At 64.3% G+C, this 17,405-nt stretch carries 16 protein-coding genes; 10 read left to right on the forward strand and 6 right to left on the reverse strand.

Annotation, left to right across the window (positions count from 1 at the left end):
* Nucleotides 1–20 precede the first annotated feature (20 nt).
* From IAG25_RS19980 to IAG25_RS19995, 4 genes are all read left to right on the forward strand, one after another.
* Nucleotides 21–848, forward strand: coding sequence for a shikimate dehydrogenase family protein (locus tag IAG25_RS19980; RefSeq protein WP_187606393.1), 828 nt, complete (start codon nt 21–23; stop codon nt 846–848).
* A 273-nt stretch (nt 849–1,121) separates the two neighbouring features.
* Nucleotides 1,122–1,586 carry a hypothetical protein gene (locus IAG25_RS19985; protein WP_187606394.1) on the forward strand — a complete coding sequence of 155 codons (465 nt, stop codon included), beginning with the start codon at nt 1,122–1,124 and terminating at the stop codon, nt 1,584–1,586.
* A gap of 300 nt (nt 1,587–1,886) precedes the next feature.
* Nucleotides 1,887–2,756 carry an alpha/beta fold hydrolase gene (locus IAG25_RS19990; RefSeq protein ID WP_187606395.1) on the forward strand — a complete coding sequence of 290 codons (870 nt, stop codon included), beginning with the start codon at nt 1,887–1,889 and terminating at the stop codon, nt 2,754–2,756.
* A 227-nt stretch (nt 2,757–2,983) separates the two neighbouring features.
* Entirely contained in the window at nt 2,984–3,466 is a 483-nt protein-coding gene (locus tag IAG25_RS19995; RefSeq protein WP_187606396.1) for a hypothetical protein, read from the forward strand.
* Here the strand turns inward: IAG25_RS19995 and IAG25_RS20000 are convergent.
* Both IAG25_RS20000 and IAG25_RS20005 read right to left on the reverse strand, forming a co-directional pair.
* Entirely contained in the window at nt 3,460–4,809 is a 1,350-nt protein-coding gene (locus IAG25_RS20000) for an MFS transporter (protein WP_187606397.1), read from the reverse strand. The two genes, IAG25_RS19995 and IAG25_RS20000, sit on opposite strands and share 7 nt — an antisense overlap.
* Nucleotides 4,810–4,915: 106 nt before the next feature.
* Entirely contained in the window at nt 4,916–5,875 is a 960-nt protein-coding gene (locus IAG25_RS20005) for an MBL fold metallo-hydrolase (protein ID WP_187606398.1), read from the reverse strand.
* A gap of 181 nt (nt 5,876–6,056) precedes the next feature.
* On the opposite strand from IAG25_RS20005, the gene IAG25_RS42130 reads away from it, so the two are divergent.
* Both IAG25_RS42130 and IAG25_RS42135 read left to right on the forward strand, forming a co-directional pair.
* Nucleotides 6,057–6,836, forward strand: a complete 780-nt coding sequence (locus IAG25_RS42130) for an IclR family transcriptional regulator (RefSeq protein WP_222946565.1) — start codon at nt 6,057–6,059, stop codon at nt 6,834–6,836.
* On the forward strand, nt 6,833–7,639 hold the full coding sequence (locus IAG25_RS42135; protein WP_187606400.1) for an IclR family transcriptional regulator: 807 nt from the start codon (nt 6,833–6,835) through the stop codon (nt 7,637–7,639). The genes IAG25_RS42130 and IAG25_RS42135 overlap by 4 nt, the downstream gene beginning before the upstream one ends.
* Here IAG25_RS42135 and pdxY read toward each other — a convergent pair.
* Entirely contained in the window at nt 7,636–8,517 is an 882-nt protein-coding gene (gene pdxY, locus IAG25_RS20020) for a pyridoxal kinase PdxY (protein ID WP_187606401.1), read from the reverse strand. The genes IAG25_RS42135 and pdxY overlap by 4 nt on opposite strands.
* Nucleotides 8,518–9,000: 483 nt before the next feature.
* Here pdxY and glgC point away from each other — a divergent pair, with 483 nt between their 5' ends.
* The 4 genes from glgC (at nt 9,001) to IAG25_RS20040 (ending at nt 14,123) form a co-directional block, all read left to right on the forward strand.
* Nucleotides 9,001–10,275 (forward strand): glucose-1-phosphate adenylyltransferase, encoded by a 1,275-nt coding sequence (gene glgC / locus IAG25_RS20025; RefSeq protein ID WP_035507443.1) that lies wholly within the window; start codon nt 9,001–9,003, stop codon nt 10,273–10,275.
* Nucleotides 10,276–10,329: 54 nt separating this feature from the next.
* Nucleotides 10,330–11,793: a glycogen synthase GlgA gene (gene glgA / locus IAG25_RS20030; RefSeq protein ID WP_187606402.1), complete on the forward strand. Its 1,464-nt coding sequence runs from the start codon at nt 10,330–10,332 to the stop codon at nt 11,791–11,793.
* A 63-nt stretch (nt 11,794–11,856) separates the two neighbouring features.
* Entirely contained in the window at nt 11,857–12,657 is an 801-nt protein-coding gene (locus tag IAG25_RS20035) for an SDR family oxidoreductase (protein WP_187606403.1), read from the forward strand.
* 29 nt (nt 12,658–12,686) lie between these two features.
* On the forward strand, nt 12,687–14,123 hold the full coding sequence (locus IAG25_RS20040) for a dihydrolipoyl dehydrogenase (protein WP_187606404.1): 1,437 nt from the start codon (nt 12,687–12,689) through the stop codon (nt 14,121–14,123).
* A 77-nt stretch (nt 14,124–14,200) separates the two neighbouring features.
* Here the strand turns inward: IAG25_RS20040 and IAG25_RS20045 are convergent, their stop codons facing one another.
* The 3 genes from IAG25_RS20045 to IAG25_RS20055 all read right to left on the reverse strand — a co-directional run bounded on the left by IAG25_RS20045 (nt 14,201) and on the right by IAG25_RS20055 (nt 17,266).
* Complete coding sequence (locus tag IAG25_RS20045) at nt 14,201–14,557, reverse strand: hypothetical protein (protein WP_035507454.1); 357 nt, start codon at nt 14,555–14,557, stop codon at nt 14,201–14,203.
* Nucleotides 14,558–14,821: 264 nt separating this feature from the next.
* On the reverse strand, nt 14,822–15,718 hold the full coding sequence (mmsB, locus tag IAG25_RS20050; RefSeq protein ID WP_187606405.1) for a 3-hydroxyisobutyrate dehydrogenase: 897 nt from the start codon (nt 15,716–15,718) through the stop codon (nt 14,822–14,824).
* Between the two features lie 15 nt (nt 15,719–15,733).
* On the reverse strand, nt 15,734–17,266 hold the full coding sequence (locus IAG25_RS20055; protein ID WP_187606406.1) for a CoA-acylating methylmalonate-semialdehyde dehydrogenase: 1,533 nt from the start codon (nt 17,264–17,266) through the stop codon (nt 15,734–15,736).
* Between the last annotated feature and the right edge of the window lie 139 nt (nt 17,267–17,405).

A 17,405-nucleotide genomic window follows, 5' to 3' on the forward strand; every position in this document is an offset into this window, starting at 1 on the left:
ATTCAGGAGGCAGGCAAGGCATGGCGCAGGACACTTCCTTTTCCGCATCGCTTGATGCGGGCTTGAGCGGCGCGACGCGCGTCTATTTCATCGTCGGCGATCCGATCGCGCAGGTGCGCTCGCCCTCCGGCGTGACGGCGGCGCTGAGAGCGGCGGGCCGCGACGCAATCGTGATTCCGGCGCACGTCGCGCCCGGCGATCTCGACGCGTTCTTCGCGGGCATCGCGCCCTTGCAGAACTGCGACGGCGTCATCATCACCGTGCCGCACAAGTTCAGCGCGACGGCGCATTGCAAGTCGCTGACGGACGAAGGCGCGTTTCTCGGCGCGGTCAACATGCTCAAGCGCAACGCCGACGGCACCTGGCACGGCGGCGCATCGGATGGCATCGGCATGGTCGCCGCGCTGCGGGATGCGGGCTGCGAGCCGAAGGCCAAACGCGCACTGCTGATCGGCGCGGGCGGCGCGGGCTCGGCGATCGGCCACGCGCTCGTCGATGCGGGCGTTGCGTCGCTCGCGATCCGCGATTTCGATGCCGAGCGCACGAGCGCCCTCGCCTCGCGGCTCGCCGCGCTGGGCCACGGCGCGGTGAGCGTTGCCGACGATGCGCCCGCCGAAAGCTACGACCTCATCGTGAACGCGTCGCCGGCGGGCATGCGTCCCGGCGATGCGCTGCCGATCGACGTCTCGCGCCTGCCACCGACGACTTTCGTCGGCGACGTGGTGACGAAACCGCCGCTTACGCCCTTCATCGAAGCTGCTCGCGCGCGCGGCTGCACGACCGTCACCGGCACGCAGATGTTCGGCCGCGTGTGCGATGCGATCGTCGCTTATCTGTTGAAAGACTGACGACGCACAACATTCGCCGCGCAAGGAATCGGAGCATTCTGGTTCAATCGCGGCGCGCATTCGTTCAACATTCCGGCCGCGCATCGCGTCCCTCGCGATGGGCACCGGCCTGCTGGTTTCGAAGCGAATCGCAGACAAGCGCCGCCCTCCTTCGGGCGGCGTTTTTTTGCGCGACGTTTCGGACACGCCGGCGCGAGCGCGCGTTTCTCATGAGACTCGCGCGCTCGCTTCGAGGGCCAATGAAACGCGTGCAGGCGCACGCAAGAGGCTGGAATGAAATTGAATCGAAAAGGACTTCGACGCGCGGCGCATGCGTGCTTCGCGGCCGTCGCATTCGCCACGCTCGCCGCGTGCGCGACCGGGCCGGGTGCATCGGCGCCGCTGCCGGCGGACAGCAAGCTATCGATCGGGCGAATCGTCGGAAAGCAATATCTGACGACCGTGTCGACGGGCGCGGCGCCGTCTTCGGGCCCATCGGTCGGCGTGGGGGCCGGCGGCATCGGCGGGAATGGCTGGAATGGCGTGGGCGGCGGCGCCGGACTGAGCTTCGATCTGACGAGCCTGTTCGAGAAGGCGCCGGAACAGACCGCGAAGGTGTACCGCTATAGCGTGCAGATGAACAACGGCTCGAAGCGCGACGTCGACAGCACGCTCGATCTCAACGAAGGCGCGTGCGTGACGACGATCGATTCCAGCCAGCCCGGCTATCCGAGGCTGACGAGCGCGGACGCCTGCTGACAGCAGCGAAACTCGCAACGATCCAATCAATTCATTCGCATATCGAACGATCCACGCGATCGATCCTGAAACGCAGTAATTCGCGGCCGCGATTGTGTTTCGTGCAGGGCTTTGCCATACTGGGTTGCCCCACCTCCTCATGCGTCCGCCCTCGGAATATCGAGCCCCCACACGGATGCACTCCCGCCGCCTCTCCAGGCGGCGTCTTTTTGCTTGCGGCCTATTACCTTTGACGTAATTGCCCGGCCCACCTCCTCCTGCGACGATGCAATCACACTGATCATCGACAAGGAGACGGACATGCCCGCGAATCATCATCGAGTTCACGCCGAAATCGGCCGCCCGAATTACGTCGCGACGAGCGGCGGCGTCGAGCTCTTTTATCGCGACTGGCAGCCCGAAGCTATGCACGGCAACGGCAAGACCATCGTATTCGTCCCCAGCTATTCGCTGCCGGGCGACATGTGGGCGTACCAGATGCTGCCGCTCGCGCGTCAGGGCTTTCGCTGCATCGCCTACGACAGGCGCGGCCACGGCCGCTCCAGCGATCCGGGCGGCGGCTACGATTACGACACGCTCGCGGACGATCTCGCCGCCGTCATGAACGCACTCGATCTTTCGAATGTCACGCTCGTCGGCTATTCGATGGGCGGCGCGGAAGCGGTGCGCTATCTGACGCGTCACGGCAGCGCGCGCGTCGCACGCCTGGCGTTGATCGCATCGACGTTGCCGATGCTGGCGAAGACGCCGGACAATCCGGATGGCATCGACCGCGCATACGTAGACGCATTCCAGCACGACTTGATGACCGACTATCCGAAGTGGCTCGCCGACAATGCGCGGCCGTTCGCCGGGCCGGGCGCATCGCAGGCGATGATCGACTGGATCCGGGAAATGGCGTTGCGCACGTCGCATCAGGCGCTGTTCGCGTGCAACGAAACGGTAAGCAGCGGCGATTTCCGCGACGAGCTGCGCGATATCGACATGCCGACGCTCATCGTGCAGGGCGACCGCGACGTGTCGAATCCGCTCGAACTGACCTCGCAACGCACGGCGCGGCTGATTCCGAACGCGCGGGTCGTCGTCTACGAAGGCGCGCCGCACGGCGTTTTTCTGAGCGATGCGGCGCGACTGACGGCGGATATCGGGGCGTTTGCTTCGGCGTTGTGAACCGCGGTCTGTGGTAGTGGCTTAATACCACCGTCGCGTCGGGGCTCGATCCGCTTTTCCATCAGCGTTTGTCGGATAAGCGCTGAGTCCTGACGCGTTTGAAAACACTCATAACAATAGACTCTGGAAGAATCCCGGCACACCGTAGCACTGCGAATTGACATCACAGCGCGCGACATGAAAGCATCGCCGCGCAGTCCTGCCCACCTCCATCGGAGTCCACCGCGATGATCTTCCACGCATCCATTCCCGCCAACGATCCGAAGCACGTCGCGCACGTGCTTGCCGAACTGTGGGACGGCTTCGCCGCGCCCTTCTCGCCGTTTCCCGACGCGTGGATGGCAGTGGCCGGCGACGATCGCGGCAGCATCATCGAGGTCTATCCGAGCGATCAGGTCATCACGCCGGGCGGCGGCCACGAGGAAAGCGTCAGCTACGGCGCCAATACTTTGAAGCGTCCGCAGTACAGCGCGTTCCACATGGCGATCGCGACGAAGCTGAGCGCGGAAGACGTCCTCGCGATCGGCGAGCGCGAAGGCTGGCGCGCGGTGCGCTGCACGCGCGGCGACAACTTCTTCCACGTGATCGAATTCTGGATCGAAAACTCGACGATGCTCGAATTCCTCACGCCCGAGATGCAGGCCGAATATCTCGCTTTCGCCACGCCCGAAAACTTCAAGGCGATGGCGGCCGCCACCGTGCCTCAGTAAGCGCTTTGCGTTGAGGACCGGTCGCCGCGCAGCCCGAACAGCAGCGCGGCGCCGCTCGCGAAGAGCAACAGCGAAAGCAGGTGCACGGCGAGATCCATGCTGCCCGTCACGGTGCGGATCTGGCCGATCACCCACGGACTCACGATGCCGCTCGTGATGCCGATACTGCTGATGACCGCGATGCCCGCCGCCGCGCTCTTGCCCGGAAGATGGCTCGCGGGCACGGCCCAGAAAATCGGCAGCGCGGCGAAAATCAGGGTCGCGGCGAGCGAGAGAATCGCGAGCATCAGCGGAAAGCTCGGAAAGTGCAGCGTGAGCGCCGCGAGCGCGATGCCGCCGCCGATCGTGCAGCACGCGAAATGCTTGCGCCGCTCGGCGACGCGATCCGAATGGCGCGCGATCAGAATCAGTCCCACGGCGCCGATCGCGTTCGGCACGACGGTGTAGAGGCTGACGGACAGCACATCGGTGATGCCGAAATCGCGGATCATCAGCGGCATCCAGAAACTCAGCGTCAGCGATGCGCACGTCAGCGAAAAATAGATGAACGCGAAGAGATAGAGGCGCGGGTTGCGCAGCGCGTCGAGCAGGCCGCGACGGTCGTGCGCATCGGCGTTGGCGTTCGTCTCCGGGCACAGCGCGGCCAGGCGCTCCTGTTCTCCTTGCGTGAGCCAGTGCGCATCGCGCGGCGTGTCCACCAGGAGCCGCAGGGCGACGAGGCCGAGCAGCACCGCGGGTGCGCCCTCGATCGCGAACATCCATTGCCAGCCGTGCAGGCCCATCACGCCTGCCATGTCGCGCATGATCCAGCCGGACACCAGTCCGCCGAACACGCCCGCCACCGCGACGCCCGCGAAAAACACCGACATCACCCCGGCGCGCCGCTTCGCCGGAAACCAGTACGTCAGATACAGCACGATGCCCGGAAAGAAGCCCGCCTCGAACACGCCGAGGAGAAAGCGCAGCAGATAGAAATGCCCGGGCGTCGCGACGAACATCATGCCGACCGATGCCGCGCCCCACAGCAGCATGATCCGCGTGAACGTGCGGCGTGCGCCGAACTTCGCGAGCAGCAGGTTGCTCGGCACTTCGAAGAGCACATAGCCGACGTAGAACACGGCGGCGCCGAGGCCGTACATCGCATCGGAGAAACCGAGATCGTGCTTCATCTGCAACTGCGCGAAGCCGATATTGATACGGTCCAGAAACGACACCACGTAGCACAGAAACAAAAACGGAATGATGCGCCACGCGATTTTGCGAAACAGCGCATCGTCCGACAGGGCGTGTATTTCCGCGACGGAACTCGGGCTGAGCGCCGCCGTGCTGATCGACTTCGACATGTCTCGCTCCAGATGGGCGTGAGAAGGCCGGCGTCTTGAGCGCGCCTTTTTGCCTGAAGAGAAGGAAGAGCGGCGCGTTTTTAGTACGCGCCGCGAGGGATGACCGTCAGTCCTGCAGCGCGGCCCACATTTCCTTGTCGCGCTGGGCCGTCCAGATACGCGGATGCGCGATGCCGCTCGCCTCGTCATAGGCGCGCGACACGTCGAACGGCAGGCAGTGTTCGTAGATGAAGACGTGGCCGAACTTGGGGTCCATCGCGCGGCGGGTGAGCGCCATCGAGCCCTTCAGATCGAGCTTCTCGGCGACGGCTTCGCGGCCCGCCTGCAACAGCGTCGTGACGAAATCCTTCGTGTAGTCGAGGCCCTTGTCGACTTCCGCCGGCGACAGCAGCGCCGGACCGCGGCCCGGCACGAGCTTGTCCGCCTTCAGCGCGCGCAACGCTTCGAGCGTCGTGGGCCATTCTTCGAGTTGCGCGTCGCCGCAATAACAGGCGGCGTCGTACTCGACCAGATCGCCGGAAAACAGCACCTTCTGCGACGGCAGCCAGACGACCGTGTCGCCCTTCGTATGGCCCGCGCCGAGATGGGCGATCTTCACTTCGAGCTTGCCGAGGAACAGCGTGATTTCCTTCTCGAAGACGAGCGTCGGCCACGTGAGGCCGGGCACCGTCTCGACGCCGGCGAACAGACGCGGGAAGCGCTCGATTTCCGACTTCATGTCCTGCTCGCCGCGCTCGACGATCATTTCGTACGTGCCCCGGCTCGCGATGACCTGCTCTGCGCCTTCCGCGAAATACGCCGACGCGCCGAGCACGCGCACCGCGTGGTAATGCGACAGCACGACGTATTTGATCGGCTTGTCGGTGACGCTGCGGATCTTCGCGATGAGGTCCTGCGCCATTGCCGGAGTGGCGGTCGTATCGACGATCAGAACGCCGTCGTCACCGATGATCACGCCCGAGTTCGGATCGCCCTCAGCCGTGTACGCGTACGCGTTCTCGGAAAGCTGCGTGAAGGTGACCTTCTTCTCTTCCAGATCGGCCTGCGATGCGAATGCTTTTGCCATGATCGTGTCTCGATTCCATTCTCGTGGGGATGAATGGATGATCGTCGTGGCGATGATCTTTGTCAACAGCAAGTGCGCTTGTTATTTGCAAATCAAGGGTAAATACCGAATCGCGTCATCGGATGATTCCTGCTCGGCTAACATCTGCCATTCGTTCACTTTTATCGATCGCGGAGTGCTCTTGGTTCGTCCCACTCATGCCACGCCTGACGCCGAAGCCGGCGAAGAGAAAAAACAGCGCGGCATTCAGAGCGTCGAAGTCGGCGCGCGTCTGCTCGATGCGCTCGCCGCACGGCGCGAGCCGCTCGCGTTGAGCGCGCTGGCCGAAGCCGCCGGGCTCTCGACCGCGCAGGCGCATACCTATCTCGTGAGTCTCACGCGTCTCGGGCTCGTCAAGCGCGACGCGCTCACCGGCAACTACGAGCCGGGTCCGCTTTCGCTGCGTCTCGGTCTATTGAATCTGGAACATCAGCCGGCGTATCGCGCGGCCGCGTCGCGCGTTCCGGCACTGGCGCTCGCGACCGGCATGAGCGTCGCGGTCAGCGTCGCCGGGCCGCAAGGGCCGACCATCGTGCGTTACGAGCGCGGCGGCTATCCGCTGCATGTCAATTTGCACGTCGGCACAGTGATGTCGCTTTCCGCGACGGCGACCGGACGCGTCTTCCGCGCTTTCGACGATGACGTCCGCGTCGCCGCGATGCTCGCGCATCAGGCCGAAGCCGACGCGCCGGAGATGAGCGCGCGCATCGGCGAGATACGGGCGCGTGGCATCGAACGCGGCGTCGATGCGCCGAGTCCGGGCGTCAGCAGCATAAGCGTGCCGGTATTCGACGGCGCGCAGCGGATGCAACTCGCACTGACGGCGATCGGCCCGACCGGCCTGTGCGATGTCGATTGGGATGGCCCGCTGGCACACGCGTTGAAAGACGCGGCACGCGATATCACCGGATTGCTTTCATGACGACGTTCGACGAAGACATCAAGCCGCAGCGCGGCATCAACGCACTCGACGCGACCGGCGATCTGTTGCGCGCACTGGTTGCGGCAGGCCAGCCGCTCACGCTGCGCGATCTGGCCGCCGCTGCCGGCATGCCGCCCGCGAAAGCGTTCGCGCATCTGGTGAGTCTGGTGAAGGTCGGCCTGCTCGCGCGCGACGACGCCGGGCTGTTCCACGCGGGCCGTCTGAGCCGCGAGCTCGGGCTCATCGCGCTGCAACGTCTCTCGCCGATCCGCGACGCGGAAAGCGAAATCGTCGCGCTCGCCGCGAGTACTTCGATGACGGTTGCCGCCGCCGCGCTCGGCCCGCTCGGCCCGACCGTGGTCCGGCTGGAAGAATCGGCGCGGCCGCAGCATGTCAGCTTGAGAGTCGGCACGGCGATGTCGCTTGTCAACACGGCGATCGGGCGCGTCTACGCCGCGCATCTGCCGGCGGACATGCTTGCATCGTTGATGGAACAGGATCACATCCGCCTGGCGGGTTCGGCGCCGGATGCGGGACTGGACGCCGCATATCGCGCGCGGCTGGACGGTATCAGGGAACGAGGCCTCGAAACGGCGCTCGGTGTGCCGGTGCCCGGCATTCATGCGCTGGCCGCGCCGGTTTTCGATCACACCGGGAGCGTGTGCCTCGTGATTGCGCTGATCGGCTCGTCGGGCGGCTTCGACAGCGCTGCGGACGGCCCGCTGGCACGCGCCCTTCTCGCCGCGACGCGGCGTCTGTCGTGGCGATTCGGCCTGATGGAAGCGAACGGCCGGGCGATCTAGCGGCCCCTGGCTCGCTCCGTGCCCGTTACGCGGATCGCGGGAAAACGATCGGTCGGCTTCGCGATCTCATCCTGCGACGCGACAATTTCCAGCTCGTAGCGCCCTGCATCGTAAGTCGCCTTGACGACGGCATTCACCGCCGCGAGCGTGTGCTCAAGCGCCGTGCGCAGCGAATCGCCCTGCAGGGTGCGCGCGACGAACACCGCGCTCGTCAGATCGCCGACGCCCACCGGCTGCCGCGCGAACGGATAGAGCGGGCGCTGCGCGAACCACGCTTCGGACGGCGACACGGCGAGCATGTTGAAGGTGTCGGCGCGGCTGTTGCGATCGAGCAGATGTTTCACCATCACGATGCGCGGGCCGCGCGCGATCACGTCGCGGCACGCGTCGACCGCTTCCTCCACCGTTTCGATGGTGCGCCCGACGAGCTTTTCCAGCTCGACGTGATTGGGGATGATCGCATCGGCGATTTCGGGCATGGTCGTGACGAGGAAATCCTCGATGCCCGGCGCGACCGTGCATCCGCCCGTCTGACCCATGACCGGATCGCAGAAATAGAGCGCGCGCGGGTTCACGGCCTTCACCATCTTCACGATTTCAACCACGGCGCGAGCCTGCTCAGGCGCGCCGAGATAGCCGGACAGCACCGCGTTGCAGCGCGCGAGCACGCCGATCGCGCCGATGCCTTCGATCACGTTCTGAAGCTCGTCGGCGTCGAACGCGCTGCCAGTCCAGCGGCCATACTGCGTGTGATTGGAGAACTGCACGGTGTTGAGCGGCCAGACGTTGACGCCCAGACGCCGCATCGGGAAAACCGCGGCGCTGTTGCCCGCATGGCCGAACACCACATGCGATTGAATGCTCAGGACGTTGTTCATGTTCTGCTTTCCCGATTGATCGTGTCCGGACTGGTGAAACGTTTGTCGCGCCGATGGTCGTGCGGCGCAGCGCAACAGCGACTTTACGAAGAGCGCCCGTGGACGCCGTCTGCGGGCGTGCGCAGGCAACTCGATCTTCGTATTGTGCCGTGCCTCGACGCACTGCGGCATGGCCCGTTCGATATAAATTGCCAACACGCGTTTTATCAAGCGATCCGATCGATCAGAAGCCCAAAAGGTCGCGCGGCTGCAACACCATCATCGGCCGAAGACGCCGCGCAGCACGCCCGTGCGCCGTTCGGCACGCCGCTTGCTCGATCGATCCGATTGCATCGGCGGTGCATCAACGCGAAAAAAACGAGCGAGTTCAGCACACGGAGTCGAATGCGCGCCGGATAATGCTCATCGACGCAACAGCGAAAGCACACGAGGACGAACACACGGCAAGACATCAATAGTCGCAGGTCAAATCAGGAGGCTGGCATGGAGACGCTGTCTAAGAATCGCACCGATTTGCAAAAGTCGACCCTCGCAATCGTTCTCGCCGGCGGGCGCGGCACCCGCCTCGGCCCGCTCACCGACAAGCGCGTGAAGCCGGCCGTCCACTTCGGCGGCAAGTACCGCATCGTCGATTTCGCGCTGTCCAACTGCCTCAATTCCGGCATCCGCCGCATCGCCGTCGTCACGCAATACAAGGCCCATTCGCTCATCCGGCACCTCCAGCGCGGCTGGGGTTTTCTGCGCGGCGAGTTCAATGAGTTCATCGATATCTGGCCGGCGCAGCAGCGCGTCGATTCGAGTTGGTATCGCGGCACGGCCGACGCCGTCTATCAGAACCTCGATATCGTCCGTTCGATCGGGCCGGAATTCGTCATCGTGCTGGCGGGCGATCACATCTACAAGATGGATTACACGCGCATGGTGCTCGACCATGTGGAGAGCGGCGCGGACTGCACGGTCGGCTGCATCGAGGTGCCGCGCATGGACGCCGTCGCGTTCGGCGTGATGCACGTCGACGAGAACCGCCGCGTCACGGACTTCCTCGAAAAGCCCGCCGATCCGCCCGCCATGCCGGGCAAGCCGGATATCGCGCTCGCGAGCATGGGCATCTACGTGTTCAGCGCGAAATATCTCTACGACATGCTGCAGGAGAACATCGAGACGTCGAACACGGATCACGACTTCGGCAAGGACATCATTCCGCGCGTCGTCACGACCGGCAAGGCGATCGCGCATCCGTTCGGCATGTCGTGCGTCACGTCGAGCACCGATCCCGAAGCGCCCGCCTACTGGCGCGACGTCGGCACGGTGGACGCGTACTGGTCGGCGAACCTCGATCTCGCCTCGACCATCCCCGAACTCGATCTCTACGACCGCAACTGGCCGATCTGGACCAATCAGGAACAGTTGCCGCCCGGCAAGTTCGTGCGCGACCTGAACGGCCAGCAAGGCGCGATCACGAATCTGCTCGTGTGCGGCGGCTGCGTGATTTCGGGATCGCAGGTGTCGAAGTCGGTGTTTTCGTCGGCGGTGCGGGTGCACTCGTTCTGTAACATCAATGAGGCAGTCTTGTTGCCTCAGGTGACCATCGGGCCGAGTTGCAGATTGCAGCGCGTCGTGATCGATCGCGGTTGCACGGTGCCCGAAGGTCTCGTGGTCGGCGAGGATCCGGACGACGACGCCGCGCGTTTCTTCCGCACGGAGTCGGGCGTCACGCTCATCACGCGCGATGCACTGGCGCGACTGCCGCAAAGCTAGGCGTCGGCGCGCCGGACGACCACGACAACACGAATCCATTCGACGGGAGCGCCGATGACCGTATGCGTGCTGCATGCCGCAGCAGAAATGTTTCCGCTGTTGAAAACCGGCGGCCTCGCCGATGTAGTCGGCGCGCTGCCGCCCGCGCAGTCGCAACTGGGCACGGATGCGCGCGTCGTGCTGCCGGGCTTTCCCGCCGTGCTCGCGGGCCTCGACGACCTTCAGCCGGTCGCCGATCTGGGCGCCGCGTTCGGCGCGGGCAACGTGCGGCTCGAACGTGGCGTGCTGCAACCGCACGGCGTCGCGGTGTACGTCGTGCGCGCGGATCAGTTCTACGATCGCCCGGGCAATCCGTATCTCGATGCCGCGCATCGCTCATATGCCGACAACGACCGCCGCTTCGCGCTGCTCGGCTGGGCGGCGGCGCGCATCGCGACGGGCGCCGATCCGGCGTGGAAACCGCATATCGTCCACGCGCACGACTGGCACGCGGGACTCGCGCCCGCGTATCTGCGCGCATTCGAGCGCGACGGCGCGGCCAGGGTCGCGAGCGTGATGACCGTGCACAACCTCGCGTATCAGGGCACGTTCGCCGCGTCGGAATTCGGGGCGCTCCAATTGCCCGCCGACTTTTACGCGGTGGACGGCGTGGAGTTCTACGGTCACGTCTCGTTCCTGAAGGCGGGCCTCTACTACGCGGACCGCATCACGACGGTGAGCCCGACCTACGCGCGCGAAATCCAGACGCAAGCGCACGGCGCCGGGCTGCACGGCTTGTTGCAGACGCGCACCTACGACATCACCGGCATCCTGAACGGCGTCGATTATTCGATCTGGAGCCCGTCGGTCGACGAATCCATCGCGGCGAAGTACACCGCGTCGAAGCCATCGGCGAAATCGAAGTGCAAGGCGGCGCTGCAGGAACGCATGGGACTCGCGCGCGATGGCGACGCCCTGCTCTTCGGCGTCGTCAGCCGGCTCACCGAGCAGAAAGGGCTCGATCTATTGCTCTCGGCCGTGCCCGATATCGTCCAGCGCGGCGGCCAGCTGGCGGTGCTCGGCACGGGCGATCCGGCGCTCGAAACCGGCATGAAGAACGCGGCGGCGGCGCATCCGGGCGCGGTCGCGATCGAGCTGGGTTTCGACGAGACGCTCTCGCATTCGATCATCGCGGGCAGCGATGTGGTGATGGTGCCGTCGCGCTTCGAGCCGTGCGGCCTCACGCAGCTCTATGCGCTCGCCTACGGCTCGCTGCCGCTCGTGCATCGTGTGGGCGGGCTTGCCGACACCGTCGTCGATAGCTCGCTGGAAAATCTTGCCGACGACCTCGCGACCGGCTTCGTCTTCGATACCTTCGATCGCGCGGGCATCGTCGGCGCGATCCGGCGCGCGTTCGCACTCAAGGCGCGGCGCACGGACTGGAAGGCCGTCGTCAAGCGCGCGATGGGCCAGAGCTTCAGTTGGGAAGCGGCCGCGCTCAAATACGCCGAAGTGTATGAGGAATTGAAGAGTCGCTGAAGCCTTCCTTCCGTGGGCGCACGCCTTGCTGCCGAGGAACGACTGACCATCACGGAACTGCACATGCACAAACCCCTCGCAGGCCAGATCGCGCTCGTGACGGGCGCGAGTTCGGGCATCGGCGCGGGCGTCGCCACCGCGCTCGCCGACGCGGGCGCGCACGTCGCCATCAACTATCACTCGCACGCGGAACCGGCCGAAGAACTCTCCGCCGCGATCACGGCGAAAGGCGGCGAAGCATTCGCCGTCGGCGCGGACGTGTCCGACGAAACCCAGATCGACGCGATGTTCGATGCCGTCGTGAAGCGCTTCGGGACCATCGATATCGTCGTTGCGAATTCCGGGCTGCAGAAGGACGCGAAGTTTTCCGCGCTTACGCTCGCCGACTGGAACACGGTCATCGAAACGAACCTCACCGGACAATTCCTGACCGCGCAACGCGCCGTGCGCATATTCGAGCGGCGCGGCATGCGCGACGTGTCGAAGGCGCTCGGCAAGATCATCTGCATGAGCTCGGTTCACGAGGTCATTCCGTGGGCGGGACACGTGAACTACGCAGCGTCCAAAGGCGGCATCCAGATGATGATGAAAACGATCGCGCAGGAAGTCGCGCCGCAGCGTATTCGCGTGAACGGCATCGCGCCCGGCGCAATCCGCACGCCGATCAACAAGAACGCATGGGATACGCAGGAGAAGCTCGACAAGCTGCTGACGTTGATTCCGTACGGGCGAGTCGGGGAAGTGGAGGATATCGGCCGCGCGGCGGTCTGGCTCGCGTCCGATGACAGCGATTACGTCGTCGGTACGACGCTGTTCGTCGATGGCGGCATGACGCTCTATCCCGGATTCGCGGATAACGGCTGATATCGCATCGACAGAAACACGGGGACGGAATGAACGAAATCAAGGTTGACGTCGCCGTGATCGGCGCAGGCACCGCGGGCATGGCTGCGTTGCGTGCGGCGCGGCTCGCGGGCGCGAACGCGGTGCTGATCGAGGGCGGCGAGTTCGGCACGACCTGCGCGCGCGTCGGTTGCATGCCGTCGAAGCTGCTGCTCGCGGCGGCGAATGGATTGCACGATGCGCGTTCGCTGGCCGCGCGCGGCATCGAAGGCACGCACGCGCTCGAAGCGGACTACGCGCATGTGCTCGACTACGTGCGGCGCGAGCGCGATTACTTCGTCAAGGGCGTGCTCGAAGAAACCGACGCGCTGCCCGGCGGCATCGTGCTGCACGGCGAGGCGCGCTTCGAAGCGCCGACGCAGCTCGTCGTCGGGGATCACACGCGCGTCGAGGCGAAGAGCGTCGTGATCGCGACGGGCGCGGCGCCGAGCGTGCCCGAGGAACTGAGGGTGTTCGGCGACAAGCTCATCACGAGCGACGATCTTTTCGAGCTGCGCACGCTGCCGAAGCGCATCGCGGTGTTCGGCGCGGGGCCGATCGCGCTGGAGCTGGGACAGGCGCTCGCGCGTCTCGATGTCGATATCTTCATGTTCGGCAAGGGCGGCCGCGTTGCAGGGCTCACCGACAAACCGGTGCGCGATGCGCTCGCCGCCGCACTCGCCGACGAGTTCTATTTCGATCCCGACGCGAAGTTCGAAAAGATGTCGCTCGAAGACGGCGTGCCCACGCTGCGCTTCACCTCGCCGGATGGCGCGAGCCACGTCGAACGTGTCGATCTGGTGCTCGCAGCGACGGGCCGCAGACCGAATCTCGCGCCGCTCGCGCTCGAAAACGCGGGCATCGAACTGAACGAAAAAGGCGTGCCGCTGTTCGACGAAACCACGATGCAATGCGGCACGAGCTCTATCTTCATCGCGGGCGATTGCGACGGCACGCGTCCCTGGCTCCACGACGCCGCCGACGAAGGCAAGCTCGCCGGCGACAACGCCGCGCGCTTCCCGGACGTGCAGGCGGTCAGGCGCAAGGTGCCCTTCTCGATCGTGTTCAGCGAGCCGCAAGCGGTAATGGTCGGCGCGTCGTACGACGAGCTCGACAAGCAGATGACGGTGACCGGCGAGGTATCGTTCGAGAATCAGGGCAGAAGCCGCGTGATGCGGCAAAACCGCGGCCTGCTGCACGTCTACGCCGACGCGAAAACCGGCAAGCTTCGCGGCGCGCAAGGCTGCGGCCCGGCGATGGAGCATCTGGGGCATCTGCTCGCGTGGGCGCTGCAACTCGAACTCACGCTCGATGAAACGCTCAAGCTGCCTTTCTATCATCCGGTGGTGGAAGAAGGCCTGCGCAGCGCGCTGAAGGATGCGGACAGAAAATGCTATGAAGAGCGTTCGGAGGCACCGCCGACCTTACCTAGCGCGGCAGGTTGCTAGGCGCGCCAAAAAACAAAACGCCGGCTGCGAAGAGCCGGCGTTTCTTCTTTCGAATCATGCAAGAGAGCCGTCAGAGATCAGCTTCCGCTCAAACCATATTGCAGTGCAAGATCGAAACCCAACACCACTAGCGAACAGAAGAGACCCAGCGACAAATTTGCCAGCCGGTGGCCGACATCCTTGTGCTTCGTCAGAACGGCGCCCGCGAGGAACGCGATTTCCACGATGACCTGCATACAGAACACGGCGATCATCAACGCGAACTCATAACCCATCGAGTTGAAGTTCATGAAGTTGAAGCCGTTCACCGCGACCCAAGACCCCACTCGCCAGGCTTCGTATGCCAATAGCAGCAACGGAAAGAAATAGCTGGCTACATAAGTCGGCACCGTGGCGTGCCGCAATTCCATATTTAAGTGACGTGTTACTTGCATCGCGTACTCCTCATCTGATTGCCCGAAAACGACGGGCGTTCTACCTGCACCGTGGCGCAACCGGAGCGTTCTGACCGAACGGCAGACGGGCGTCGTGCTTTCAGAATAGGACAATTTTCGGGAAAGCGAATCATCGTATTCCCGATGATCACACCCAGTAAGGGATTACACGATGCATTGTGCAGTGCAACTGAACAACGTTGTTATTTATACCCTTGAATTCGGCACGCGCGTGCGCACCGAACCCATAACTCGTTTGATCGCTTATTGGCCGTTTTGTTGCTTGGCGTATAGCTTGATAATCCCTGAAAAATCGAGTCCGCCGAGTCCCTGCTGGCTCATCGACTGATACAACTGTTGTGCCAGCGCGCCCATGAAAACCGGCTGCTTTGCGCTACGCGCCGCATCGACAGCAAGGCCCAGATCCTTCAGCATCAGATCCGCTCCGAACCCGCCCGAATATCCGCGCGAAGCGGGCGCCGTTTCGACGATTCCCGGATAAGGATTACACGTATCCGAACTCCAGCAACGCCCGGTCGATGTATTGACGATGCTCGCCAGTTTCGTCGGATCGATGCCGAGTGTTTCGCCCAGCTTCATCGCTTCCGCGACGCCGATCATGGAAATCCCTAGCAGCAGGTTATTGCAGATCTTGGCGATCTGACCGGTGCCCGTTTCGCCGCAGCGCACCATGTTCTTGCCCATGCCTGAGAGCATGGGGCGCAGCGTTTCGAAGAGCGCTTCGTCGGCGCCGACCATGAAGGTCAGCGTACCCGCCTGTGCGCCGACGACGCCGCCGGAAACCGGTGCATCCGCGAACGGATTGCCCTGCTTCGCCGCCGCTTGGCCGATGAGCTTCGCGGTGGCCGGATCGATCGTGCTGCTGTCGACGAGCGGCACGCCCTTCGCAACACCCGCAAGCACGCCGTCATCGCCGAGATAGACCGACTTCACATGCTGCGCTGCGGGAAGCATCGTGATGACGACTTCCGCGCCTTCGGCGGCCGCGCGCGGCGAAGCGGCCAGCCTCGCGCCCGCCGCTTTCGCCGCGTCCAGCGCATCGGGCACGAGATCGAACGCCGTTACCGCGTGACCCGCTTTGAGGAGATTGGCGGCCATCGGGCCGCCCATGTGCCCGAGGCCGATAAAGCCTATTTTCATCGCCGTCTCCTTTTCTTATCTCAGCGAGATGGTCGTGTTGACGCCGTCGTTCACCGTGGCGTCGTCGAACCAGCGCGAGGTGACCGTCTTGGTCTGGGTGTAGAACTGCACGACCTGCTTGCCGTATGGCCCGAGATCGCCCAGTTTCGAGCCGCGCGAGCCCGTGAAACTGAACGCGGGCACCGGCACCGGAATCGGAATGTTGATGCCCACCTGGCCGATGTCGATCTCGCTCTGGAACTTGCGCGCCGCAGCGCCGCTTTGCGTGAAGAGACCGACGCCGTTGCCCATCGGATTGCGATTGACGAGCGCGATCGCGTCATCGAGCGTGTCGGCTTCGACCACGCACAGCACCGGGCCGAAGATCTCGGTCTTGTAGATCGACATATCGGTATCGACGTTCGTGAAGATCGTCGGGCCGATGAAATTGCCGCTCTCGTAGCCCTTCACGTCGATATCGCGGCCATCGAGCGCGAGCGTCGCGCCCTCTTCCACGCCGCGGCCGATCAGGCCGAGAATGCGCTCCTTCGCCGTTTTCGAAACGACCGGGCCGACATCCGTATTCGGTTCGATGCCCGCATTGACCTTGAGCGTCCTTGCGCGTTCGACGAGCTCCGGCACCCACTCCTTCGACGCCCCGACGAACACCGCCACCGACGTCGCCATGCAGCGCTGGCCCGCCGCGCCGAAGCCCGCGCCCGCGAGCGCGTTGAGCGTCTGTTCCTTGTTCGCGTCGGGCAGCACGACGGCGTGATTTTTCGCGCCCATCATCGACTGCACGCGCTTGCCGTGCTGGCTCCCGAGGTTGTAGACATGCGTGCCGACGGCCGTCGAACCGACGAACGAGATCGCCTTGATGTCGGGATGCGTGCAGATCGCGTCCACGACTTCCTTGCCGCCATGCACGACGTTGAGCACGCCCGGCGGCACGCCTGCTTCGATCGCGAGCTCGACGAGTTCCATCGTCGAAAGCGGGTCCTGCTCCGACGGCTTCAGCACGAAGGTGTTGCCGCAGACGATCGCCATCGGGAACATCCACAGCGGGATCATCGCGGGGAAGTTGAACGGCGTGATGCCCGCGCAGACGCCGATCGGCTGGCGCAGCGTGTACGTATCGACGCCGCCCGCGACGTTCTCGGAGAATTCGCCTTGCTGCAGCGTGCTGATCGAGCACGCATGTTCGACGACTTCGAGACCGCGGAAGATATCGCCCTCGGCATCGGCCAGCGTCTTGCCCTGCTCGGCCGTGAGCGTCTGCGCGATGCGTTTCTGGTTCTGGCGCACGAGATCCTGGAACTTCAGCATCAGACGCATGCGCGCGCCGAGCGGCGTCGTGCGCCACGTCTGAAACGCCTTGTGCGCGGCGGCAACGGCGGCGTTCACCTCGTCCATCGTCGCGAAGGGCACGCGGCCGACCACCTCCTGTGTCGCGGGATTGACGATGTCGCGCCATTCGGTCGTCTTCGAATCGACGAACTGGCCGTCGATCAGCAGCTTGGCCGTACGGACGGATGTATTCTGCGCCGGATGTTCAGCAGCGATATTCACGAGTCACTCCTTGTCTGGAAAGTTGCAAACGCGGGGGTTGGGATGAGAAACGAAGACGCGCGGACTGGACGCCGGTGCGGCGCCGAAGGGGAAAGGCATGTCGTCTCCGTTTATAAGAAATCGGCCTGCACTGCTGCAC

This window comes from Caballeronia sp. EK, from assembly GCF_014384845.1.
Taxonomy (GTDB): Bacteria; Pseudomonadota; Gammaproteobacteria; order Burkholderiales; family Burkholderiaceae; genus Caballeronia; species Caballeronia jiangsuensis.

Coding starts and splice junctions, on each gene's coding strand:
- IAG25_RS20040 (WP_187606404.1), top strand. CDS start 12,687: ATGAACGAAATCAAGGTTGACGTCGCCGTGATCGGCGCAGGCACCGCG.
- IAG25_RS19990 (WP_187606395.1), top strand. CDS start 1,887: ATGCCCGCGAATCATCATCGAGTTCACGCCGAAATCGGCCGCCCGAAT.
- IAG25_RS20035 (WP_187606403.1), top strand. CDS start 11,857: ATGCACAAACCCCTCGCAGGCCAGATCGCGCTCGTGACGGGCGCGAGT.
- IAG25_RS20045 (WP_035507454.1), bottom strand. CDS start 14,557: ATGCAAGTAACACGTCACTTAAATATGGAATTGCGGCACGCCACGGTG.
- pdxY (WP_187606401.1), bottom strand. CDS start 8,517: ATGAACAACGTCCTGAGCATTCAATCGCATGTGGTGTTCGGCCATGCG.
- IAG25_RS20000 (WP_187606397.1), bottom strand. CDS start 4,809: ATGTCGAAGTCGATCAGCACGGCGGCGCTCAGCCCGAGTTCCGTCGCG.
- mmsB (WP_187606405.1), bottom strand. CDS start 15,718: ATGAAAATAGGCTTTATCGGCCTCGGGCACATGGGCGGCCCGATGGCC.
- glgA (WP_187606402.1), top strand. CDS start 10,330: ATGACCGTATGCGTGCTGCATGCCGCAGCAGAAATGTTTCCGCTGTTG.
- IAG25_RS19995 (WP_187606396.1), top strand. CDS start 2,984: ATGATCTTCCACGCATCCATTCCCGCCAACGATCCGAAGCACGTCGCG.
- IAG25_RS19980 (WP_187606393.1), top strand. CDS start 21: ATGGCGCAGGACACTTCCTTTTCCGCATCGCTTGATGCGGGCTTGAGC.
- IAG25_RS19985 (WP_187606394.1), top strand. CDS start 1,122: ATGAAATTGAATCGAAAAGGACTTCGACGCGCGGCGCATGCGTGCTTC.
- IAG25_RS42135 (WP_187606400.1), top strand. CDS start 6,833: ATGACGACGTTCGACGAAGACATCAAGCCGCAGCGCGGCATCAACGCA.
- glgC (WP_035507443.1), top strand. CDS start 9,001: ATGGAGACGCTGTCTAAGAATCGCACCGATTTGCAAAAGTCGACCCTC.
- IAG25_RS20005 (WP_187606398.1), bottom strand. CDS start 5,875: ATGGCAAAAGCATTCGCATCGCAGGCCGATCTGGAAGAGAAGAAGGTC.